Origin of the sequence: Salmonella sp. A7 (genome assembly GCF_020181675.1) — a bacterium.
Classification (GTDB): Bacteria; Pseudomonadota; Gammaproteobacteria; order Enterobacterales; family Enterobacteriaceae; genus Salmonella; species Salmonella enterica.
Map to the genome: position 1 here is coordinate 2023148 of NZ_CP084001.1, position 21668 is coordinate 2044815.

Sequence of the window (21668 nt, forward strand, 5' to 3'; positions counted from 1 at the left end):
TGCGCCTTTTAACTGTTACCAGTAAAGAGTTTGCCATCACGTACCAGTTCACGCGGGTAACTGTTCTTTATTCTGGCGCCGATACGTTTTGCCAGACCAAGCGGCTGATGCTGGAACGTCACCAGGACATCATCAGCGGCAGGGGGTGTTTGCGGATAAATATCCCGACCGCGATACCACTCCTCCGCCTCTTGCGCAGAAAGTTCGAACGCGTGAGCATGAGTCGGGCAGGCAAGGGCTATCGTCGCCTCATGTTGCCAGCGATAGCCTTTATTATGACTTTCAGCCAGCTTAATACCGAGCCGGGAAAAACGGACTTTTCCGATCAGTGATTCAATCTCTGCCGGGAACAGCCAGACCTCTTTTTCACGCTGCCAAAGATGGAGATTTTCATCCCATAGCAGTCCGACGGCGTTGGCCGCCTGGGTAACGTGTAATGCTTCGCGGCCTTTGAGGGGGGTAAAAGGAAACGCCCCCACTTTATACCCCGGCGCGGGCATGGCTGGAAGGGATGACATTTTACGCAGACGTGCGACAAAGAATCCTTCGCAGTCGTAAATTTGCGGGAAGACGTGCAGGAAGCCTTCCGGGGTGAGGGCGCGGTCAGCGTCAGGAAACAGATCACCCAGCGGCAAAAATTCAACGGCGTCGGCGTAGGTCTCTTTCAGCCAGAGGCAGACCGCTTCGTTTTCCTGGCGATTTAACGTGCAGGTGGAGTAGACCAGCGTGCCGCCGGGTCGTAAAGCATGAAAAGCGCTGTCGAGCAGTTCCCGCTGTGTCGCCGCGATATCCAGATTGCTTTCTGGCGACCAGTTTTTTAGCGCATCAGGATCTTTACGTACTACGCCTTCGCCAGAGCAGGGCGCATCCAGCAGGATAGCGTCAAACATCTCCGGTAACGCAGCGCCAAATACGCGGCCATCGAAATGCGTCAGTGCGGTATTGGCGATTCCACATCGGCTGATATTAGCGTGCAGAACTTTGACGCGGCTGGCCGAAAATTCGTTGGCCAGAATGGCGCCGCGGTTCCCCATGCGGGCAGCGATCTGCGTGGTTTTGGAACCAGGCGCCGCTGCCATATCCATGACCCGCTGCGGATGATTACCATCGGCGAACAGGGCCGCGACCGGCAGCATCGAACTGGCCTCCTGAATGTAAAACAGGCCGCTTAAATGCTCAGCGGTACTGCCAAGCGGCAATGCCTCTTCATCATCGCGCTCGATCCAGAATCCTTCATGACACCACGGAATTGGCGTGAGCGACCAGCCGTAGGGCGCGATTAGGGCAAGGAAATCAGCCACGGATATTTTAAGCGTATTGATGCGTATACTGCGGCGCAACGGGCGTTGGCAGGCCGAAATAAATTCATCAAAAGAGAGCGTGGAAGGCATTGCTTCACGCATTTGCGTCAGAAAAGCGTCAGGAAAATAGACAGCGTGTTGAGCCACAGGTGTATCGCCGGCAAAAAAACAGGCGCGCAGTGTAGCATAAAACGCTCCGGCGCGAGTACGCCGGAGCCTGGTGTTTAACGTGGCAGAGCGGTACCCCATTCACGCCACTCTTTCGGTTCGCTCTCTTGTAACAGGAAATGCTTACCGGCTTGCGCTTTTGGTGCCAGCGGCGTACCAGGTGGAGTAGCGAAGGCGATACCGCCACGGATGAACTGATTAAATGTTCCCGTTTTCACCACGCCGCCTGTCAGACCAAAGTCGAGACTATAGCCGGAGGCGAGCCAGAATACGGAGTTATTACGCACCAGATATTGGTAACGCTTACTGATGCGCAAGGTGATCATCACGCGATCGGAGAGCGACCCCAGGGACATTCCGGTGACGGTTCCCACTTCGATACCGCGGAACAGGACGGGGGTGCCAATATTAAGCGAGCCTGCTTCTGGCGCCTCCACGACGATGCTTAACCCATCCAGATAGCGTGAGTCGGTAATCGTGGCTTCCTGCAGTTCAAAGTCGCGCCGCGCCGCGCCGCGTCCTGGCTCAACGTTAATATAGGGCTGGAGAATCGTATCCAGATGCTCGACGCCCGCCGCGGAAATTTGTGGCGTAATAACGGAAAAACGTGTCCCGGCGCGGGCAAATGTCTGTACGTACTCCGGATAAAGTACGGCTTTTGCCTGCACTTCATTACGTGCGGTGATCAACTCCAGCGTCTGGATCTGACCGATATCAATACCGAGGTAACGAATTGGCATCCCTTCCGCCAATTTTCCAGCGTCGAACGCGTGCAGCGTAATTTGTCCGCCTACCGCGCGGGCGGAAGTTTCTGAAGCATAAAGAATGCGTTTATCGCCTTTGTGCCGGCTGGCGCTGGCGCCGCTCAGGTTATCAAAACTAATGGCCCCTTTCAGCGCGCGGGAGAGTGGCGAGGCCTGTACCGTTAGGCCGCTGCCGTTAAGTTGCACCTTCGCGCCGCCTTCCGCCCAGAACACGCTATTGCTGGTTAACAGGTGGCGATATTCCGGCTTAATATGCAGGTCGATGTCAAAGGTATTGGCGCGTGGGCGAACGGTGATGACTTCGCCTACTTCAAATTTTCGATACAGCACGACGGAACCTGCCTGGACATCCGGCAACGTTTCGGCCGTCAGCGTTAAGGTGGTAGTTGGTAAGTCACTGAGGCTATTTTCCAGCGCTTTTTCCAGGTTAGCATAGAGCGGGTAGGTGGATTTCATCTTCCCGCTCGTACCGGGTAAAATACGAATTCCGCCGTCAATCCACTCGCTGGCGCTGGCGCCGAGGAACTCTACGCCGTCAAGGCCGACTTTGACATCCACCCGGCTGTTGACCACGAATTTACTGTCGCCCTGTACCAAATCCCGGTGCTGCGGTTCAATCGCGACGGTGAATGACACGCCTTTACTGGATAAGTTGCGCTCGATGACCTGGCCAATTTTTACACCATGTAAAATTAACGGCTGGCCCGGTTCGATGCCGTAACTTTCCGGGGCTGTCAGCGTCAGGGTTAAGGCATTCGCTTCATGCAGCAGGGCTTTTTCACCCGGCACCACCACAAATTCACTGCGCGGTTCGCCGTCGCCCGGCACCAGCTCGAAGGTTTTTCCGGTTAACAACGAACTGATATTCGCGTCACTTAGCGACAGTTTGGGATTGCGTAACTCAATACGCGTATTTTCCCGCATCAGCGGAACAACGCTGGGATCGACGGTCATCTCTCCGGTGACTTTACCGCCAGGGTTGAGCGTCAGTTTAGAAAGCTCACCCACCTCCAGTCCCTGGTACATGAGCGGCGTAGATTCCGCCTTCAGACCGTCTCCGCTGGGCAGCTCAAGTTTAACGATTACCCCTCGTTGGCTGTGGGCTAAATCTTTATATAAGCCGAACGTGTCATCCTGGGCGGCGGGTTTGGAATTGTCCGGCGAGTCAAACGCAATCGCGCCATTGACCAGGGCCGCGAGGCTCTCCAGTTTCACCTTCGCGCCGCTCAGGCTTAGATCGGCGTCAATGCCGGAGACATTCCAGAAACGGCTGCCTTTTTTCACCAGATCGGTAAACCGTCGCTCAATCAGAACGTCAATCGTAACGCCCTGTTTGTTAGGATTAATCGAATAGTCATACACCCGTCCGACAGGGATTTTACGGAAATAGACCAGTGAACCGCTATTAAGCGAACCGAGATCCGGCGCATTGAGATGAATCATCAGATCGCCGTTGCTAAGCCGGTATTTAGGCTGTGTATCCAGGGCGACGAAATGATCTCTGGGCTTGCCTTTACCTGGCATCATACCGATGTAATTCCCGCCGACCAACGCATCCAGGCCGGAAACGCCCGCCAGCGAGGCTTTGGGCGTCACCAGCCAGAATTGCGTCTCTTCGCGCAACGCATCTTCCATATCTGATTTGATACTGACGCGAACTTCAATTTTGCGCAGATCTTTGCTCAGACTGACATCTTCCACGGTGCCGACTTCTACTCCCTGATAGCGAACGGGAGTACGGCCTGGTACGATACCGTCCGCCGACATAAAATCGATAGTCACGCTATTGCCGCGATCCTGGTAGCTATCCCATACTAGCCACCCTGCGATCATTAGCGCGATAAGCGGTAGCAGCCAGAAAGGTGAAATACGGCGTTTGGTTTTAATTTGCGCTTCAGTCTTCGAAGCGGGCGTTTCCTGACTCATGTGCATCCCAAAGTAAGCGGCTATCCAGCCATTCCACTGCAAGAATAGTCAAAATTACCGCTGCGCCGAAATAAAACGCAGCCGGTCCCATAGTAAAAGCCAGAATCTGATCGCGATTAATCAGAGACATGGTTAACGAGATAACGAAAAGATCCAGCATCGACCAACGGCCTATCCATGTCACCAGACGCAGCAACAGAATTCGCGCCCGCAGTCCCTGTTCGCATTTAAAATGGATACTCAACAGTAGCGTAAACATCACAATGACTTTGGTAAACGGCACCAAAATACTGGCGATAAAAACGACGGCGGCGACGGCGATATTGCTGCTGGCAAGCGACATGATGCCCGACAGGATAGTATCTTCCTGACGCCCGCCATTAATGTAGATTACCGAGATAGGCAGCAGGTTTGCCGGCAGCAAAAAAACAATAGACGCCAGCAAGGCCGCCCAACACTTCTGTATGCTCTGTTTTCTGCGTAACCGTAGCGGAATATGACAACGCGGGCAGCGTCCTTTCGCATCCGGATAGCCGCTAAAGTGGCAGCCAAGACAGACGCGCAATCTTTCGTCCGCACGTTGAGCAGGGCGCTGCGGATAAAATCGTTCCCATAGTTGCTCCACATTCAGATGAATCATAGTCAGAATGCTAAGAACCACCAACGAGACGAACGCTAAAAGCCCGATGCCCGGCTGCAGAAAGGCATAGTCCTGCACTTTGATAGAGGCAACGCCAATACCGACCAGATAGATGTCCAGCATCACCCACTCTTTCAGTTTTTCCAGCATCAGCAGGACTGGACGCAGATTCATGCCGAGAAGGCTGCCAAACCACAGATAAGCAATTGAAAAAACCAGAATAAGCGGCGCGCCCACCACGCAAAAGAGCACCATTGCGGCGGTTAACGGATCGCCCTGCTGCGTCATTTGCCAGATGCCGTGCATCACATTGGCATCAATGCGTACGCCCAACAGGTAGATATGGAGTAACGGTTCGCTCCAGGCAAACGGCATCAATAGCAGCATGGTTACCGCCATCGCGGTCAGCCGCGTCAGCGACCAGTCGCGCCCATCGCGAATTTTAGCCTGGCAACGAGGACAATAAGCGCTTTGATGAGCGCTCATCTCCGGCAAGCTGAACAGCATGTCGCATTCAGGGCAGCGCTGGTAGTGGCTGCGCGGCAGCGCTTCGCTAATTGACCTGATCGTTAGCTTTTTTGTTGGCGTGACGTGTGAGGTGTTCAGAGCCATGTATCGTGAATCAAAGTGTTAGAATAATGTAATCTTAACTCATGACAGGAATAATCTTGAGCAAGAACGCATTTAATGCTTATTTTAATAGCCTGTGTTTAGGAGTAAGACCACGAAGTGATTATATAATGAGCAAAACAGAACTATACGCGGCGTTAAACCGCGATTTTCAGTCGTTAATGGCAGGTGAAACCAGCTTTCTGGCCACGCTGGCGAATACCAGCGCGCTACTGTTCGAACGTCTTACCGAGGTGAACTGGGCAGGATTTTATCTCCTCGAAGGCGATACGCTGGTGTTGGGGCCGTTTCAGGGGCGAATCGCCTGTGTGCGGATTCCGGTTGGTCGCGGCGTGTGCGGCGCAGCGGTAGCGCAGAATAAGGTTCAACGTATTGATGATGTTCATGCGTTTGACGGCCATATTGCCTGTGATGCCGCCAGCAACGCCGAAATTGTGCTGCCTGTCACGGTTGGCGAACGGATTATCGGCGTGCTGGATATAGATAGCACGGCGTTTGGCCGTTTTACCGAAGAAGATGAACACGGCCTGCGTACGCTGGTCGCACAGCTTGAAACCGTGCTTGCAACGACGGATTACAAAAAATTCTTTGCGAGCGTCGCAGGATAATCAACGGATAACGTAGCAATTACTGATGGCGTCATTATAATGACGCCTGTTCATGCCTGCTGCTTGTTGGCTACGTCCGTTGTAATCAGGAAATTTCATGGAAAATCAACCTAAGTTGAATAGCAGTAAAGAAGTTATCGCGTTTCTGGCCGAGCGTTTTCCTCACTGTTTTAGTGCGGAAGGCGAAGCTCGCCCGCTGAAAATTGGTATTTTTCAGGATCTGGTAGAGCGAGTTGGGGGCGAAATGAACCTCAGCAAAACGCAACTTCGTTCCGCTTTACGTCTTTATACTTCAAGCTGGCGTTACCTGTACGGCGTTAAGCCGGGCGCAACGCGCGTCGACCTTGATGGCAATCCGTGCGGCGAGCTGGAAGAGCAGCATGTCGAACATGCGCGCAAGCAGCTTGAAGAAGCCAAAGCCCGTGTTCAGGCGCAGCGCGCAGAGCAGCAAGCGAAAAAACGCGAAGCTGCCGCGGCGGCTGGCGAAAAAGAAGACGCGCCGCGACGCGAGCGTAAACCTCGCCCGGTAGCGCGTCGTAAAGAAGGCGCTGAACGTAAACCTCGCGCTGATAAACCGACGACGAAAGCGCCGCGTGCGCCTCGCGAAGAGAAGCACACGCCGGTTTCTGATATTTCAGTATTGACCGTAGGGCAGTCCCTCAAGGTGAAAGCGGGTAATAATGCGATGGATGCCACCGTATTAGAAATCACCAAAGATGGTGTCCGTGTACAGCTGAATTCGGGTATGTCTTTGATTGTACGCGCAGAACACCTGGTGTTCTGAAACGGAGGCCAGGCCTGGCATGAACACTTTTTTTAGGCTTACCGCGTTAGCTGGCCTGCTTGCATTAGCAGGCCAGTCCTTCGCCGTGGAAGATATTACGCGTGCCGATCAAATTCCCGTATTAAAGGAAGAGACGCAACATGCGACGGTGAGCGAGCGCGTAACGTCGCGTTTTACCCGCTCCCATTATCGCCAGTTCGATCTGGATGAGGCATTTTCGGCAAAGATTTTTGATCGCTATCTGAATCTTCTCGACTATAGCCACAACGTTTTGTTGGCGAGCGATGTCGAGCAGTTTGCGAAAAAGAAAACCGTGTTGGGCGATGAGCTGCGCACGGGTAAGCTGGATGTTTTTTACGATCTTTATAACCTGGCGCAAAAGCGCCGGTTTGAACGTTACCAGTACGCGCTAAAAGTGCTGGAACGGCCAATGGATTTCACCGGAAACGATACGTTTAACCTGGACCGCAGTAAAGCGCCCTGGCCGAAAGATGAGGCTGAGCTAAATGCGCTGTGGGATGGTAAAGTGAAATTCGATGAGCTCAGTCTGAAACTCACCGGCAAGAGCGACAAAGAAATTCGCGAAACGCTGACGCGTCGCTACAAATTCGCTATTCGTCGCCTGGCGCAGACCAACAGTGAAGATGTGTTCTCGCTGGCGATGACCGCTTTTGCGCGTGAAATCGACCCACATACGAATTATCTTTCTCCCCGCAATACCGAGCAGTTTAATACCGAAATGAGCCTGTCTCTGGAAGGTATCGGCGCGGTGCTGCAAATGGATGACGATTATACTGTCATTAACTCATTGGTTGCCGGCGGCCCGGCAGCGAAGAGCAAGTCGATTAGCGTCGGCGATCGTATCGTCGGCGTAGGGCAAGCCGGAAAACCGATGGTCGACGTCATTGGCTGGCGTCTTGACGATGTGGTGGCGCTGATCAAAGGGCCGAAAGGCAGCAAGGTTCGACTGGAAATACTGCCGGCTGGCAAAGGGACGAAAACGCGTATCATCACGCTGACGCGTGAACGGATTCGTCTTGAAGATCGCGCGGTTAAAATGTCGGTGAAAACCGTCGGCAAGGAAAAAGTTGGCGTACTGGATATTCCAGGCTTCTATGTTGGCTTGACCGATGATGTCAAAGTTCAGCTTCAGAAGCTGGAAAAACAGAACGTTAGCAGCATCGTTATCGATCTGCGTTCAAACGGCGGCGGGGCGCTGACGGAAGCCGTTTCGCTTTCCGGTCTGTTTATCCCTTCTGGTCCGATAGTTCAGGTGCGCGACAATAACGGCAAAGTGCGTGAGGATAGCGACACCGACGGCGTGGTCTACTACAAAGGCCCGCTGGTGGTGCTGGTCGATCGTTTCAGTGCCTCGGCATCGGAAATCTTTGCTGCCGCGATGCAGGATTATGGGCGCGCGCTGATTGTCGGTGAGCCGACCTTCGGTAAAGGGACGGTACAACAATATCGTTCGCTAAACCGAATTTACGATCAGATGCTTCGCCCGGAATGGCCTGCGCTGGGTTCGGTGCAGTACACCATTCAGAAGTTTTACCGTGTCAACGGCGGTAGTACGCAGCGTAAAGGGGTCACGCCGGATATCATCATGCCGACTGGCAATGAAGAGACGGAAACCGGAGAAAAATTTGAAGATAACGCCTTGCCGTGGGATAGCATTGATGCGGCGAAGTACGTGAAATCGGATGATTTGGCCCCGTTTGGCCCGGAATTATTGAAAGAACACAACGCGCGTATCGCCAAAGATCCTGAGTTCCAGTACATCATGAAGGATATCGCACGTTTCAATGCCATGAAGGATAAGCGCAACATTGTCTCTCTGAATTATGCGCAGCGTGAGAAAGAGAACAATGAAGAAGACGCTCTGCGTCTGGCGCGTATTAACGATCGGTTTAAACGTGAGGGTAAACCGTTGCTGAAGAAACTGGACGATCTGCCAAAGGATTACCAGGAGCCGGACCCGTACCTTGATGAAACGGTGAAGATTGCTCTGGATCTGGCGCATCTTGAAAAAGAAAAACCAGCGGAGCAGGCGGCAGCCAATAAGTAACGCTAAACAGGCACAAAAAATTGTGCCTGTTTTTTTTAACAAGCGCAGAAGTCGTCAGGATAATGCTACAAAATGTAAAGTTGTGTTTTTCTCGTGACTTACCGCCTGGTGATGCTTGAAAATAGCCATAAGACCCATACGATGTGGGTAATCGCATAGTGCGCTTTGTTAAATTGAGGTTAAAAGAAAATTATGATGCGAATCGCGCTCTTCCTGCTGACGAACCTGGCCGTGATGGTCGTTTTCGGGCTGGTTCTGAGCCTGACAGGGATACAGTCGAGCAGCGTGCAAGGCTTGCTGATCATGGCGCTGCTGTTTGGTTTTGGCGGTTCTTTTATTTCATTGCTGATGTCCAAATGGATGGCGTTAAAATCCGTAGGAGGGGAAGTTATTGAACAGCCTCGCAATGAAAGAGAACGCTGGTTGATGAACACCGTAGCAACGCAAGCGCGCCAGGCCGGTATCGCCATGCCGCAGGTTGCTATCTACCATGCGCCGGACATTAACGCGTTTGCGACGGGCGCACGCCGTGACGCCTCATTGGTCGCTGTGAGCACCGGTTTGTTGCAAAACATGAGCCCTGACGAAGCGGAAGCCGTCATTGCGCATGAAATCAGCCATATTGCCAATGGCGATATGGTGACGATGACGTTGATTCAGGGGGTGGTTAACACCTTCGTTATCTTTATTTCGCGCATTATCGCGCAAATTGCCGCTGGTTTTCTGGGCGGCAACCGTGATGAGGGCGAAGGAAGTAACGGTAATCCGCTAATCTATTTCGCCGTTGCGACGGTGCTGGAACTGGTCTTCGGTATTCTGGCGAGCATTATCACCATGTGGTTCTCCCGTTACCGTGAGTTTCATGCCGATGCGGGATCGGCGAAGCTGGTTGGCCGTGAAAAAATGATTGCCGCGTTGCAGCGCCTGAAAACCAGCTACGAGCCGCAAGAAGCGACCAGCATGATGGCGTTTTGTATTAACGGTAAATCGAAATCGTTAAGCGAGCTGTTTATGACGCACCCACCGCTGGATAAACGCATTGAAGCGCTGCGTAGCGGCGAGTACCTGAAATAATAAGACCACTGGCAAGTATGAAAAGCGCGTCGAATGACGCGCTTTTTTTACGCCTGAACGCGTGGTTGCGTAATACGTAAACCGCTCACTACCGCCGCGAGAGTCGCCAGGATCGCCGCTGCGAGCAGCGAAAGATGCGTACCGCTATCGCCAAACTGGTTCAACATCAGCGCTACCAGCGCGGCGCCAGTACTTTGGCCTAACAGTCGCGCCGTGCCCAGCATCCCGCTGGCGCCACCGCTGCGCTCACGCGGCGCGGAAGTGATAATGGTGTGATTATTCGGCGACTGGAACAGGCCAAACCCTGCGCCGCAAAGGATCATCGGCCAGATAATATTCAGATCGGAGGGGGAGCCTGGCAACATGACCAGCGCAAACAACCCGGCTGCCATTATCACCATTCCCAGCGCCCCCAGCAAACCGGCATGAAGACGTTCTATCAGGTATCCCGCCAGCGGCGCCATCACCATCGTTGCCAGCGGCCAGGGCGTCAATAACAGGCCGGTTTCTACTTCGCTACGGCCCAGCACGGTTTGCAGATAAAAAGGTAGCGAGACCATGGCTAACATTTGCGCGCAGAACGAGCAAATTGACGTGCCGATCGAGAGTGAAAAAAGCGGAATGCGTAACAAGTCGATGGGTAACAAAGGGACGGGCAAAGAAAGCTGGCGGCGCACGAAGAAAAACCCGACCACGACCAGAACGAGCAGCTCTGCGCCAATCAACGTTAGCGACTGTCCCTGGGCAAAGCCGCTCAATGCGGTAATCAGCAGGCCAAATGTGAGCGCATTCATTACCGCGCTCGGTAAGTCAAAGCGCGGCTTAGTGTCATGGGCGATGTTTGCTGGTAAAAAGCGGATGGCCAGAATTAACGCGATGATACCTAGCGGGACATTAATCAGAAACAGCCATTTCCATGATGAGATGGACAAAATCGCCGCGGCGATCGTCGGACCCGCGGCGGAAGAGACTGCGACGATAAAAGAGTTAATTCCCATGCCTCGTCCCAGATGACGCTGGGGGTAGATAAGACGAATCAGCGCCGTGTTTACGCTCATTAGCGCCGCGCCGCCAAATCCCTGCGCGATGCGCGCCAGCGTCAGCATCTGCAGCGAGTCTGAAAGCGCGCAAAACAATGATGAAAGCAGAAATACCACTAAACCACATTTATAGATCCGGCGATAACCAAACATGTCGCCTAAAAAAGACAGGGAAAGTAGTGAGACGACAATGGCGATTTGGTACGCATTGACAATCCAGATAGAGCTGGCAGGGGAGGCATGTAAATCAGTCGCAATGGTTGGCAGCGCGACATTAGCGATTGCGCCATCCAGAACCGCCATCGAAATACCGATAATAATCGTCAGGATAGCGCCGTATCTCTGCGGGAGGGGCAGGCCATCGGCCCGTGTTTTTTCCATAAGTATTTTGTAATAAGGGGAATTATGAGCTGAATAATAATGTTAGCATTAATACTGAGTTGTTATGTCGCAGATTTGTAACGAAGTAAGCAAAGATGGATTGCGGGCGACCTGGCGTGAAATTATAATAAAAACTCGTTCTGAATTTTATAAAACGCTCGTAATGAGGTGATAAATGGCAAACGCAGATCTGGATAAGCAGCCTGATTCTGTATCTTCTGTGCTGAAAGTTTTCGGCATTCTGCAGGCGCTGGGTGAAGAGCGTGAAATAGGGATTACCGAGCTATCGCAGCGCGTCATGATGTCGAAAAGTACCGTTTATCGCTTTTTGCAAACCATGAAAACGCTGGGCTACGTGGCTCAGGAGGGGGAGTCTGAAAAATACTCTCTGACGCTAAAGCTGTTTGAGCTGGGCGCACGAGCTTTGCAAAATGTTGATCTCATCCGCAGTGCGGACATTCAGATGCGCGAACTGTCTCGTCTGACAAAAGAAACTATCCATCTTGGCGCGCTGGATGAAGACAGCATTGTCTATATCCATAAAATTGACTCTATGTACAATCTGCGGATGTACTCACGTATTGGGCGTCGTAATCCGCTGTACAGTACGGCCATCGGTAAAGTGCTTCTGGCCTGGCGCGACCGTGATGAGGTTAAGCAGATTCTCGACGGCGTAGAGTATAAGCAAAGCACTGGACGCACGATTACCAGCACTGAAGCGTTGCTGCCGCTGTTGGATGAAGTGCGTGCGCAAGGCTACGGTGAAGATAACGAAGAACAGGAAGAAGGGTTACGTTGTATCGGCGTACCGGTATTTGACCGTTTTGGCGTAGTCATCGCAGGGTTAAGCATTTCGTTCCCGACGCTGCGTTTTTCAGAAGAACGCCTACAGGAATATGTGGCTATGTTACACGCCGCCGCGCGTAAAATTTCTGAGCAAATGGGTTACAACGATTATCCCTTCTAAGCAACGTTATTAGCATGACGTTAAAAAAAAGCAGCTGCGAAAAATGTAGCTGCTTTTTTTATAACATCGGGTGGGATGAAATCGTAAAAGAAGATAATGTCTGTCGGCTTATTTAACGGTTATTAAAATATTATTTAACAGTACTTATGAACAACAGCCAATATAGCGGAATTATTGGTGATAGTTTCCCTGTGAAATTATTTATTGCCGCTTAGCCATTATCCACCACGGTGGCGCTTTTTCTAAAAATGGGACAGTCGGAAAAGCCAATAATGCCGCTGTTGGTATGGAGATATTGCGCCGTGCTGGTGCCGCGTGCGGTCAGGTAATGGCACTGTAAACCCAGCCCCGCAGCGTTCACTTTACTTCCCACCAGGATGCCATAGCCGCTCATCAGCAGGCCTATCCACACCAGGGCAAACAATACAATTGCGCGAATGATCAAACGCATTACTACCTCTTTTCTTTTTTAGTTAGAATAAGAGTAGCGTGTACATTGATTGAAACAAGTGAATCATTCCTAAAAACATATAATGCCGCTACAGTTACTCCTGGTTTAAGTAACTCATGATAATTTAGCGACATAAGATGTAAGATCGGAGAGTGGAGTGAAAAAATTTCGATGGGTCGTTCTCGGCATCGTGGTGGTAGTATGCCTGTTGCTGTGGGCGCAGGTGTTTAATATCATGTGCGATCAGGATGTACAATTTTTCAGCGGTATTTGCGCCATCAATAAATTTATTCCCTGGTAAACGTTTTACACCAGAGATTTCCTTCCCGTGTAGCAGTGGTAGAATGACGTCTCTACATCGAGGTGGTGAAATGAACGACGTTTTAAACTCTGGTGCGTTTTCTCTTGCATCTTTAATAGTATCAATGGTGGTTCTGGTGGTGGGGCTGGCGCTCTGGTTCTTTGTCAACCGGGCAAGTTCCCGTGCCAACGAGCAGATAGAACTGCTCGAAGCGTTATTGGATCAACAGAAGCGGCAAAACGCGTTGTTACGCCGCCTTTGCGAAGCAAACGAACCAGAAAAAGAAGCGGAACCCGCAACAGCGGCAAGCGAACCAAAAGAGGATGAGGACATCATTCGTCTGGTTGCTGAACGATAATGCTTACCGGGGCGCAAATGGCGCCAGTGCCATACGCCCCATTTCCCCGTCGGATCACTCCGCGTTGCCGTTTGCAACTGATACTACGGCATCAACGCCTTACATAATGTATGGCTTTATATGCAACATAGTTTTATATGTATAACAAAAGGACATATGGCATTTTTGTGATACCGCTCATTCTCTATTAAAAGCGAAACGTTTCTCTCTCTTTATGGATTGTCATTGTTTGTTCATTATTTTAAGGCATTCTGTAAAGACGCATAACATCACAAAAAGCGGTGTCGAAAATCGCTTTTCTTTTCTATTATTTTGATTAAAAGGTGTTTTTTATCATTGTGACAATTTATGCATAACTCAGCATAAAAAGTGATATGAAAAATACAGCTTTTAAATGTGATTTGATGCACTGGAAGAAGCGAAGTTATTGAGCTATGGTAGAAAAATGGCTTTTCAGCAGTGACGTTGTCAGGAGTCCGTCAGCGCGTGAGGATATATCTTTCGCAACTTTGTTGCATAAACGTGCTGTCAATTTGTGAAGGTTCTCGTAATTTGTGCGACGGATCGAGACACGTTTAAAAATGGCTTGCCATAATTAACGTTGTATGTGATAACAGGCTTTGGGTTAAACGAGGTACAGTTCTGTTTATGTGTGGCATTTTCAGTAAAGAAGTCCTGAGTAAACACGTTGACGTTGAATACCGCTTCTCTGCCGAACCTTATATTAGTGCCTCAAGCAGTAATGTCTCAGTTTTATCTATGTTATGCCTACGGGCAAAGAAAACACTCTAAGGAATTTTGCAAATGGCAAAGATTAAAGGTCAAGTTAAGTGGTTCAACGAATCCAAAGGTTTTGGCTTCATTACTCCGGCTGACGGCAGCAAAGATGTGTTCGTACACTTCTCCGCTATCCAGGGCAATGGTTTCAAAACTCTGGCTGAAGGCCAGAACGTTGAGTTCGAAATTCAGGACGGCCAGAAAGGTCCGGCTGCTGTTAACGTAACAGCTATCTGATCGACACCACTGATTTGATGCGTTTGTCGCGTCAGCCTCAGATATAAAGCCTCGCTAAAAGCGGGGCTTTTTAATTCAATATCCTTCAAAATGTGTCTGGACGCGCTCTCGTTAGCGATTTGTTGCAAAGGCGCGATATTATTAGCATTGTTTTTTCTGGTTTTTCCGTCCGTTTCCCGTTAAATCAATCACCTGAAAAATGATTCGGCTGGAGATCAGGTGAAAAAGAAAAGCGACGGCGATACCCGTAATTTTACGCCCATACGTTTTGCACTACTTTGCACTGCCATTCTGCTCAGTATGGCATTGTTGTTAGGGCGGGTGGCATGGCTGCAAATTGTTACGCCGTCGAAACTGGTGAAACAAGAAGATATGCGCTCGCTTCGTGAAGTGACCACGGCCTCTCCACGCGGCATGATCACCGACAGAGAAGGGCGGCCCTTAGCGGTGAGCGTTCCGGTTAATGCTGTCTGGGCCGATCCGAAGACTATCATAAGCAAAGGCGGCGTTGGCTACAATGAGCGCTGGCAGGCGCTGGCCAGCGCCCTGCATCTGTCGCTCAGTACGCTTGCGGAACGGGTAAACAGTAACCCGGCAGGCCGTTTTATCTACCTCGCGCGCCAGGTTTCACCCCAGCAAGCCGAATGGATAGATAAACTGAATCTACCGGGTATTAACCTGCGGGAAGAGTCGCGCCGTTTTTACCCTGCCGGACACGTAGCGGCCAATTTGATCGGCTTTACCAATATCGACGGGCAGGGAATAGAAGGTATTGAAAAGAGCTTTAATGCGCAACTGACGGGAAAACCGGGCTCCCGGCTGGTGCGTAAAGATAAATTTGGTCACGTTATTGAGAACATTACGGAAGTGAATCCGGTTCCTGCTCATGAACTTCAGCTTAGCATTGATGAACGTCTGCAAACGGTTACCGAAGATGCGCTGGATAACGCCGTCATCTGGAACAAAGCGGAATCCGGCGCTGCCGTATTGATTAACATCCCAACGGGTGAAATTCTCTCGATGGCGAGCTACCCGGATTTCAACCCGAACAATCGTGAAGGCGCGCAGTTGGACGATTTTCGTAACCGCGCGATTAGCGACACTTTCGAACCCGGTTCTACTGTGAAGCCATTGGTCATTATGACTGCGTTACAGCAGGGCATCGTGCAGCCGGACAGCGTTATCGATACCCATCCTTTTACTCTCGATGGACACCGTATCCGCGACGTCGGTTACTATCCGGAACTGACATTAACCGGCATTTTGCAAAAATCCAGCGATACCGGCGTTTCTCACCTTTCTCTGGCGATGCCGGTGCAGAAATTAATGGATACTTATAAAAGCTTTGGTTTCGGCGTGCCTACCGGACTGGGTCTCACCGGAGAGAGCAGCGGGTTATTACCGAAACGCCGTTACTGGAGTGATTTAGATCGCGCTACCTTCGCTTTTGGCTATGGATTAATGGTGACGCCGCTGCAACTGGCGCATGTTTATGCCACGATTGGCAGCTTTGGTATCTACCGTCCGTTATCGATCACCAAAGTTGATCCGCCCGTGATCGGCACGCGGGTAATGCCGGAAGAACTGGTGCACGAGGTGGAACATATGATGGAGAGCGTCGCGTTGCCTGGCGGCGGCGGAACAAAAGCCGCAGTAAGAGACTACCGTATTGCGGTCAAAACCGGGACGGCGAAAAAAATTGGCGATGATGGTAAATACGTCGATAAGTATGTGGCATATACCGCAGGCGTCGCGCCGGCAAGTAACCCCAGATTTGCGCTGGTGGTGGTGATTAATAATCCGCAAAACGGGGCTTATTATGGCGGCGCGGTATCTGCGCCCGTATTCAGCCAGATCATGGGCGATGTGCTGCGGCTGGAAAATGTTGAGCCAGACGGTATGCCAGCCGATTCAGATCACCTTCTGGTGATGCATGGCAGCCACGTTGCGGTTCCGGGCTCGTAAAGGATTTTCCCGGGGCGCAATTCGCGTTACACTTGCGCCCTTTAGCGCCCCAGTCCGGAGTTGTCATGTCGTTTACCTGTCCGCTTTGCCATCAGCCGCTTACGCAGATTAATAACAGCGTTATATGTCCACAGCGCCATCAGTTTGATGTGGCGAAAGAGGGCTACATCAATCTGCTGCCGGTACAGCATAAACGTTCGCGCGATCCGGGCGACAGTGCCGAAATGATGCAGGCGCGGAGAGCGTTTCTTGATGCGGGCCATTATCAGCCGCTGCGCGATGCCGTGATTAACCTGTTGCGCGAGCGGCTGGATCAGTCGGCCACGGCGATTCTGGATATTGGCTGCGGCGAGGGGTATTACACTCACGCTTTTGCCGAGGCGTTGCCGGAAGTCACCACGTTTGGACTGGACGTTGCTAAAACGGCGATCAAAGCGGCGGCGAAACGCTATTCGCAGGTGAAGTTTTGTGTGGCGTCAAGCCATCGACTGCCCTTTGCCGATGCGTCAATGGATGCGGTGATCAGAATCTATGCCCCGTGTAAGGCGCAGGAATTGGCGCGTGTGGTGAAACCTGGTGGTTGGGTCGTTACCGCCACGCCGGGGCCGCATCATCTGATGGAACTAAAAGGGCTCATTTATGATGAGGTGCGTTTACATGCGCCGTATACCGAGCAGCTCGACGGATTCACATTGCAGCAGAGTACCCGCCTTGCTTATCACATGCAGCTCACCGCCGAAGCGGCTGTAGCACTGTTGCAAATGACGCCATTTGCCTGGCGCGCCAGGCCAGAAGTGTGGGAACAACTGGCCGCCAGCACCGGACTTAGCTGCCAGACGGATTTCAACCTTCATCTCTGGCAGCGTAACCGTTAACCGTGAAAATGCGTCCAGAGGATCTGGACGCCAATTCCTATCAGTACGACCCCGCCGAGAATTTCAGCACGCTTACCCAGCATTGGGCCGATAAAGCGACCGATCATCATTCCGAGGGTGGACATGATAAGCGTGGCGCAACCGATAGCTAATGCGGTAGCGATGATGTTTACCTGCAAAAACGCCAGACCGACGCCAACCGCCATCGCATCGAGGCTGGTCGCTATAGCCGTCGTGACTAATAGCCAAAAGCTGTGGCGGCGTAACGGTGTTTCATCTTCATCACTACCGCCGCGGATACCTTCGATGATCATGCGTCCGCCCAGAAAGATCAGCAGAACAAAGGCTATCCAGTGGTTCCATTCCAGAACGAATTTACTCGCCAATATCCCCAGCCCCCAGCCGATTAACGGGGTCAGCGTTTCAACCGCGCCAAAGATAAGGCCGGTACGCAACGCTTCTGAGAATTTGGGTTTATGTAGGGTGGCGCCTTTGCCAATTGATGCCGCGAAAGCATCCATCGACATGCCGAAAGCGAGAAGAACAGTAGCAGTAAAGTGCATGACAACGTCCTGACCGGGGTATCCATTAAACACATCACTGCCCCCAGCAAACATGCATGTCGCCATTCTGTGACGAAATACACAGCAGTTGATGCGCCTATGGTCTCGCCTGACCAGCGGCGGCTGGTCCGTACGCGCCACGTTTTGCAACGAGTATGTTGACGCGTACATTTCCGGAGTCTGGAAATCGGCTACTCCCCAATTGACGGCGCAACATTAACATATTTTTAGAATATAAAACAACAGCGATAAAATATTATTTGCCTTCTAATTGAAAACGATTTTCATTTAGATTTATTCATCAATAAAACGTTAAATTAAATAACAATTGGTCAATAGAAAATATAGCCTTAGCTATATTATGATTCGAAATAAAATTCGAAAAACATAGTTGAGGCTATATCTTAGATTATTGATTTTCAATAAGAAGTTTATATATTTTTTCCAGATCGTCGATATTGCGTACACGGATAAGCAAGCGTCGTTGTTCTAATTGCATCACCAGTACGCCGTCCTCCGATAAATTCATCTCTTTAATACGGTTATATTCTATCCAGACATTGGCGAAGAAAAAGCCACGTTGTTTAAAGATGATCCGTGGCGTGCGGATCCAGAATATATAAAACCCCATTAACGCCAGCGCACTTAATAACCATGTGGTCATCTGCGCTCCGTGGCTGGTTACGTTGTTATAAATAAGGATGGCGACCAGCCCAACGAAGATAACGCTGTCTACGCGACCACGGCGAAGCAGGGCTATAGAAAGCAGAGTGGGGCCATTGCGGCGGGGCATGATGAACTGATCGTAGAGAGCGTAAGCCAATAATGCGGCAATAAAGAGAATCAGCACCAGGTCCGTGATAGTCATTTATCCTCCAGAGAAATAAAAAAACGGGGCCGTTTGGCCCCGGTAGTGTACAACAGCCTTACTGGCCCAGCAGTCCTACGGAGTAGCCGGCGATACCAATGACGAAGAAGCCCACGATAATCCACAGCGGGTTAACTTTCTTACGCAGCAGCCACATACAGGCAAAGGTCAACAGTAGCGGAACCAGACCCGGCATCAGCTGGTCGAGAATGGTTTGCACGGTGGTAACGCGTGTCTGACCATCCTGACCGGTGATGGTGGAGACCACCAGCGGGATATTCACATGCGTCCACTTGTTAACCAATGCCCCCATGACAAACAGGCCGAGGATTGACGCCCCCTCAGTCAGTTTTTGCAGGAAGCCGCCGCCCATATCTTTAACGATATCGACGCCTTTGCGGTAGCCATAAGCCACGCCATAATAACGGGTCGCCAGACGCACCAGGTTAAACAGGATGAAAAACAGCAGCGGACCAAGCAGGCTGCCGCTCATCGCAATACCTGCGCCCAGCGCCGCGAATACCGGACGGACGGTACCCCAGAAGATAGGGTCGCCGACGCCTGCCAGCGGTCCCATCAGACCGACTTTGATACCGTTGATAGCGCCATCGTCAATCTCTGCGCCGTTCGCACGCTTTTCTTCCATTGCCAGGGTCACGCCCAGTACCGGCGCCGCAACGTAAGGATGAGTGTTAAAGAACTCCAGGTGACGTTTAATCGCCTGTTTACGCGCGTCATTATTCTCCGGATACAGGCGACGAATCGCCGGCACCATAGAGAAGCAGAAGCCCAGCGCTTGCATACGTTCGAAGTTCCATGACCCCTGGAACAGGTTAGAACGAAGAAATACGCCGCGAATATCGCTCGGAGTGAGTTTTTTCTCGGTGGTAGTTTTAGTCATATCAACCATTTCGCTCACCTGTTAGTCCAGTTCGTTGTCGAGATCGTTATTGCCAGCAGCCGCTGCAGGCGCGCCCGCTACACGGTTGTATTTCGGGCTCAGCTGGATGTAAAGAATAGCCATCACTGCGCCGATGACACCCAGTGCGACCAGGTTGAAGTTTGTGAAAGCCGCGGTGACGAAACCGAGGTAGAAGAACGGCATCAGGTAGCCTGCGCGCATCATGTTGATAACCATCGCATAACCAACCACGACGATCATGCCGCCGGCGATGTTCAGACCGCCTGTGACGACTTCAGGAATCGCATTCAGCATTCCCTGTACTTCGCTGGTGCCTACGGAGATGGCAACGATAACCGCCGGGATAGCGATACGCATTGCCTGCAGGAACAGAGAAGAAACGTGCAGCCAGGAGAGCGCCGTCAGGTTGCCGTTTTCAGCCGCCTTGTCCGCCGCGTGCTGGAATGCCACGGTGATGGTACGAACGATAATGGTCAGTACCTGGCCTGCCGCCGCCAGCGGAATCGCCAGCGCGATACCGGCGCCAATGCTTTGATGCCCGGCGATGACCAGAACGGTAGAGATGATGGACGCTAGTGCGGCATCAGGCGCAACGGCAGCACCGATGTTCATCCAGCCCAGAGCGATCATTTCCAGAGTACCGCCGATGATAATACCGGTTTTCATGTCCCCCAGAACGGCGCCGATTAAGGTACAGGCGATCAGCGGACGGTGGAACTGAAATTCATCAAGTACCGACTCCATACCTGCGATACATGCGACGATGAACACCAGCACAATCTGAAGAGTGGTAATCTCCATTGTACTTCTCCTATTGCTATCTTAAGTGTGAAAGCTAATTAAATGCCGGCGGTTATTTCGCCACTTTGGCAATTAAATCCATCATTTTCAGTTTCGGATCGGTGGAAACTTTACGCACCTCAAGCTCGATGCCGCGCTCGTTGAGCTTTTTAAAGGCTTCGATATCCTTTTCATCGACGGAAACGGCGTTGTTCACCTGCGTTTTACCTTGACGATAGGCCATACCGCCAATGTTCACGGAAGTGACTTTCACGCCGCCCTCAACGATGCGCTCGACGTCGGTAGGATTGGTAAACAGAAGCATCACGCGTTCGCCGGCGTATTTCGGGTTATTGTAGACGCGAATCATCTTCGCGACGTCAACCACATGCGCCGTAACGCCCGGCGGCGCAACTTGCGTCAGCAGCGTTTTACGTACGGTATCCGCCGCGACTTCATCGCTCACAACAATAATACGGCTGACATTGGTCTCTTTGGTCCAACGGGTAGCGACCTGACCGTGAATGAGGCGGTCATCAATACGGGCAAGCCCGATAACCATATAATCATTCGGGCCCATCGGTTTTGCCGGCGTGGCCGCTTTTGGCGCGGCGGCGACTGGCGCTGGCGCGGCTTTTTCTACCGGTTTCGCTTTCAGCGCTTTTACGCCTTCACGACCGGTTTCTACCGCCAGTGCGACCAGTTCGTCAAAGCTCGGATCGTCGTCACGAGCCATAAACGTTTCGACCAGCATCGGGATGTTGACGCCGGCAATAACTTCATAGCGCTCTTTATCGACGACAATGCGGCTGGCAGCGTTAAACGGACTGCCTCCCCATGTATCAACGAGAAATAGCACGCCTTTACTGGTATCGAGTTTAGCCAACTGAGCGTTGTACTTTTCGATCAGCGTTTCGGCATTTTCGCCTGGAACGAAATCGATCCAGCCGACGTTTTCCTGCTCGCCTAACAGCATTTCGGCTGTTTTAAGTAACTGCTCTGCAGCCCAACCATGTGTGCCTATAACAATAGCAATGGTCACTTGCTACCTCCTTTATTATTGTCAACACATCAACTTGACAGATGTATTTTTTGAATCGCCGTCCGCAAGCGAATCGATTCAGATGAGGGTTACAACGAAAAACGCATGATTTTCGTGAATTATTTTAGATATCGAAAAAAATATTTTGTGTGATGGAGATCCGTAATTTTGTTTTCGA

Annotated in this window: 21 protein-coding genes and 1 riboswitch; of the genes, 11 read left to right on the plus strand and 10 right to left on the minus strand. The window is 51.4% G+C overall.

What is annotated here, in order from left to right; translation table 11 throughout:
• Window positions 1-8 precede the first annotated feature (8 nt).
• The 3 genes from rsmF to yebS form a co-directional block, all read right to left on the minus strand.
• Complete coding sequence (rsmF, locus tag LCS67_RS09900; RefSeq protein ID WP_001633706.1) at window positions 9-1448, minus strand: 16S rRNA (cytosine(1407)-C(5))-methyltransferase RsmF; 1440 nt, start codon at window positions 1446-1448, stop codon at window positions 9-11.
• Between the two features lie 77 nt (window positions 1449-1525).
• The gene (locus LCS67_RS09905; RefSeq protein ID WP_001542507.1) at window positions 1526-4159 is read right to left on the minus strand and encodes a PqiB family protein; all 2634 of its coding nucleotides are present in this window, start codon (window positions 4157-4159) and stop codon (window positions 1526-1528) included.
• Complete coding sequence (gene yebS / locus LCS67_RS09910) at window positions 4128-5411, minus strand: membrane integrity lipid transport subunit YebS (RefSeq protein WP_023214462.1); 1284 nt, start codon at window positions 5409-5411, stop codon at window positions 4128-4130. Before yebS ends, LCS67_RS09905 begins: the two co-directional genes overlap by 32 nt.
• Before the next feature lie 128 nt (window positions 5412-5539).
• On the opposite strand from yebS, the gene LCS67_RS09915 reads away from it, so the two are divergent.
• From LCS67_RS09915 to htpX, 4 genes are all read left to right on the plus strand, one after another.
• Window positions 5540-6037 (plus strand): GAF domain-containing protein, encoded by a 498-nt coding sequence (locus tag LCS67_RS09915; protein ID WP_001518229.1) that lies wholly within the window; start codon window positions 5540-5542, stop codon window positions 6035-6037.
• 97 nt (window positions 6038-6134) lie between these two features.
• Window positions 6135-6821, plus strand: coding sequence for an RNA chaperone ProQ (proQ, locus tag LCS67_RS09920; protein WP_000431401.1), 687 nt, complete (start codon window positions 6135-6137; stop codon window positions 6819-6821).
• 19 nt (window positions 6822-6840) lie between these two features.
• Complete coding sequence (prc, locus tag LCS67_RS09925) at window positions 6841-8889, plus strand: carboxy terminal-processing peptidase (protein WP_001091241.1); 2049 nt, start codon at window positions 6841-6843, stop codon at window positions 8887-8889.
• Between the two features lie 192 nt (window positions 8890-9081).
• Entirely contained in the window at window positions 9082-9963 is an 882-nt protein-coding gene (gene htpX / locus LCS67_RS09930) for a protease HtpX (RefSeq protein ID WP_000984498.1), read from the plus strand.
• A 47-nt stretch (window positions 9964-10010) separates the two neighbouring features.
• On the opposite strand, the gene LCS67_RS09935 is transcribed toward htpX, so the two are convergent.
• Window positions 10011-11384, minus strand: coding sequence for an MFS transporter (locus tag LCS67_RS09935; RefSeq protein WP_000416142.1), 1374 nt, complete (start codon window positions 11382-11384; stop codon window positions 10011-10013).
• 175 nt (window positions 11385-11559) lie between these two features.
• On the opposite strand from LCS67_RS09935, the gene kdgR reads away from it, so the two are divergent.
• On the plus strand, window positions 11560-12351 hold the full coding sequence (gene kdgR / locus LCS67_RS09940) for a DNA-binding transcriptional regulator KdgR (protein WP_001262195.1): 792 nt from the start codon (window positions 11560-11562) through the stop codon (window positions 12349-12351).
• Window positions 12352-12562: 211 nt separating this feature from the next.
• Here kdgR and yobH read toward each other — a convergent pair whose 3' ends face one another.
• Window positions 12563-12802 carry an invasion protein YobH gene (yobH, locus tag LCS67_RS09945; protein ID WP_001236778.1) on the minus strand — a complete coding sequence of 80 codons (240 nt, stop codon included), beginning with the start codon at window positions 12800-12802 and terminating at the stop codon, window positions 12563-12565.
• Window positions 12803-12959: 157 nt separating this feature from the next.
• Between yobH and mgrB the strand changes: the two genes are divergently transcribed.
• From mgrB to rlmA, 6 genes are all read left to right on the plus strand, one after another.
• Window positions 12960-13103 carry a PhoP/PhoQ regulator MgrB gene (gene mgrB, locus LCS67_RS09950; RefSeq protein WP_000714547.1) on the plus strand — a complete coding sequence of 48 codons (144 nt, stop codon included), beginning with the start codon at window positions 12960-12962 and terminating at the stop codon, window positions 13101-13103.
• 70 nt (window positions 13104-13173) lie between these two features.
• Window positions 13174-13461 carry a YebO family protein gene (locus LCS67_RS09955; protein ID WP_001000660.1) on the plus strand — a complete coding sequence of 96 codons (288 nt, stop codon included), beginning with the start codon at window positions 13174-13176 and terminating at the stop codon, window positions 13459-13461.
• A 648-nt stretch (window positions 13462-14109) separates the two neighbouring features.
• Window positions 14110-14253, plus strand: coding sequence for a DUF2627 domain-containing protein (locus LCS67_RS09960; protein ID WP_001537930.1), 144 nt, complete (start codon window positions 14110-14112; stop codon window positions 14251-14253).
• Between the two features lie 12 nt (window positions 14254-14265).
• A complete protein-coding gene (cspE, locus tag LCS67_RS09965) occupies window positions 14266-14475 on the plus strand; it encodes a transcription antiterminator/RNA stability regulator CspE (protein ID WP_001062678.1) in 210 nt (69 codons plus the stop codon).
• A gap of 219 nt (window positions 14476-14694) precedes the next feature.
• Window positions 14695-16440, plus strand: a complete 1746-nt coding sequence (gene ftsI / locus LCS67_RS09970) for a peptidoglycan glycosyltransferase FtsI (protein WP_000730322.1) — start codon at window positions 14695-14697, stop codon at window positions 16438-16440.
• Between the two features lie 65 nt (window positions 16441-16505).
• Window positions 16506-17315: a 23S rRNA (guanine(745)-N(1))-methyltransferase gene (rlmA, locus tag LCS67_RS09975; RefSeq protein ID WP_000010916.1), complete on the plus strand. Its 810-nt coding sequence runs from the start codon at window positions 16506-16508 to the stop codon at window positions 17313-17315.
• Here rlmA and mntP read toward each other — a convergent pair.
• The 5 genes from mntP to manX all read right to left on the minus strand — a co-directional run bounded on the left by mntP (window position 17312) and on the right by manX (window position 21490).
• On the minus strand, window positions 17312-17878 hold the full coding sequence (gene mntP / locus LCS67_RS09980; RefSeq protein ID WP_001518359.1) for a manganese efflux pump MntP: 567 nt from the start codon (window positions 17876-17878) through the stop codon (window positions 17312-17314). The two genes, rlmA and mntP, sit on opposite strands and share 4 nt — an antisense overlap.
• 111 nt (window positions 17879-17989) lie before the next feature.
• Window positions 17990-18091, minus strand: a riboswitch (yybP-ykoY riboswitch).
• A gap of 196 nt (window positions 18092-18287) precedes the next feature.
• On the minus strand, window positions 18288-18746 hold the full coding sequence (locus tag LCS67_RS09985; protein WP_000156280.1) for a DUF986 family protein: 459 nt from the start codon (window positions 18744-18746) through the stop codon (window positions 18288-18290).
• 58 nt (window positions 18747-18804) lie between these two features.
• Window positions 18805-19656 (minus strand): PTS mannose transporter subunit IID, encoded by an 852-nt coding sequence (locus LCS67_RS09990; protein ID WP_001518647.1) that lies wholly within the window; start codon window positions 19654-19656, stop codon window positions 18805-18807.
• Window positions 19657-19668: 12 nt separating this feature from the next.
• Window positions 19669-20469, minus strand: a complete 801-nt coding sequence (gene manY, locus LCS67_RS09995) for a PTS mannose transporter subunit IIC (RefSeq protein WP_000406918.1) — start codon at window positions 20467-20469, stop codon at window positions 19669-19671.
• A gap of 52 nt (window positions 20470-20521) precedes the next feature.
• Window positions 20522-21490, minus strand: a complete 969-nt coding sequence (manX, locus tag LCS67_RS10000) for a PTS mannose transporter subunit IIAB (protein ID WP_000150523.1) — start codon at window positions 21488-21490, stop codon at window positions 20522-20524.
• Window positions 21491-21668: the final 178 nt, after the last annotated feature.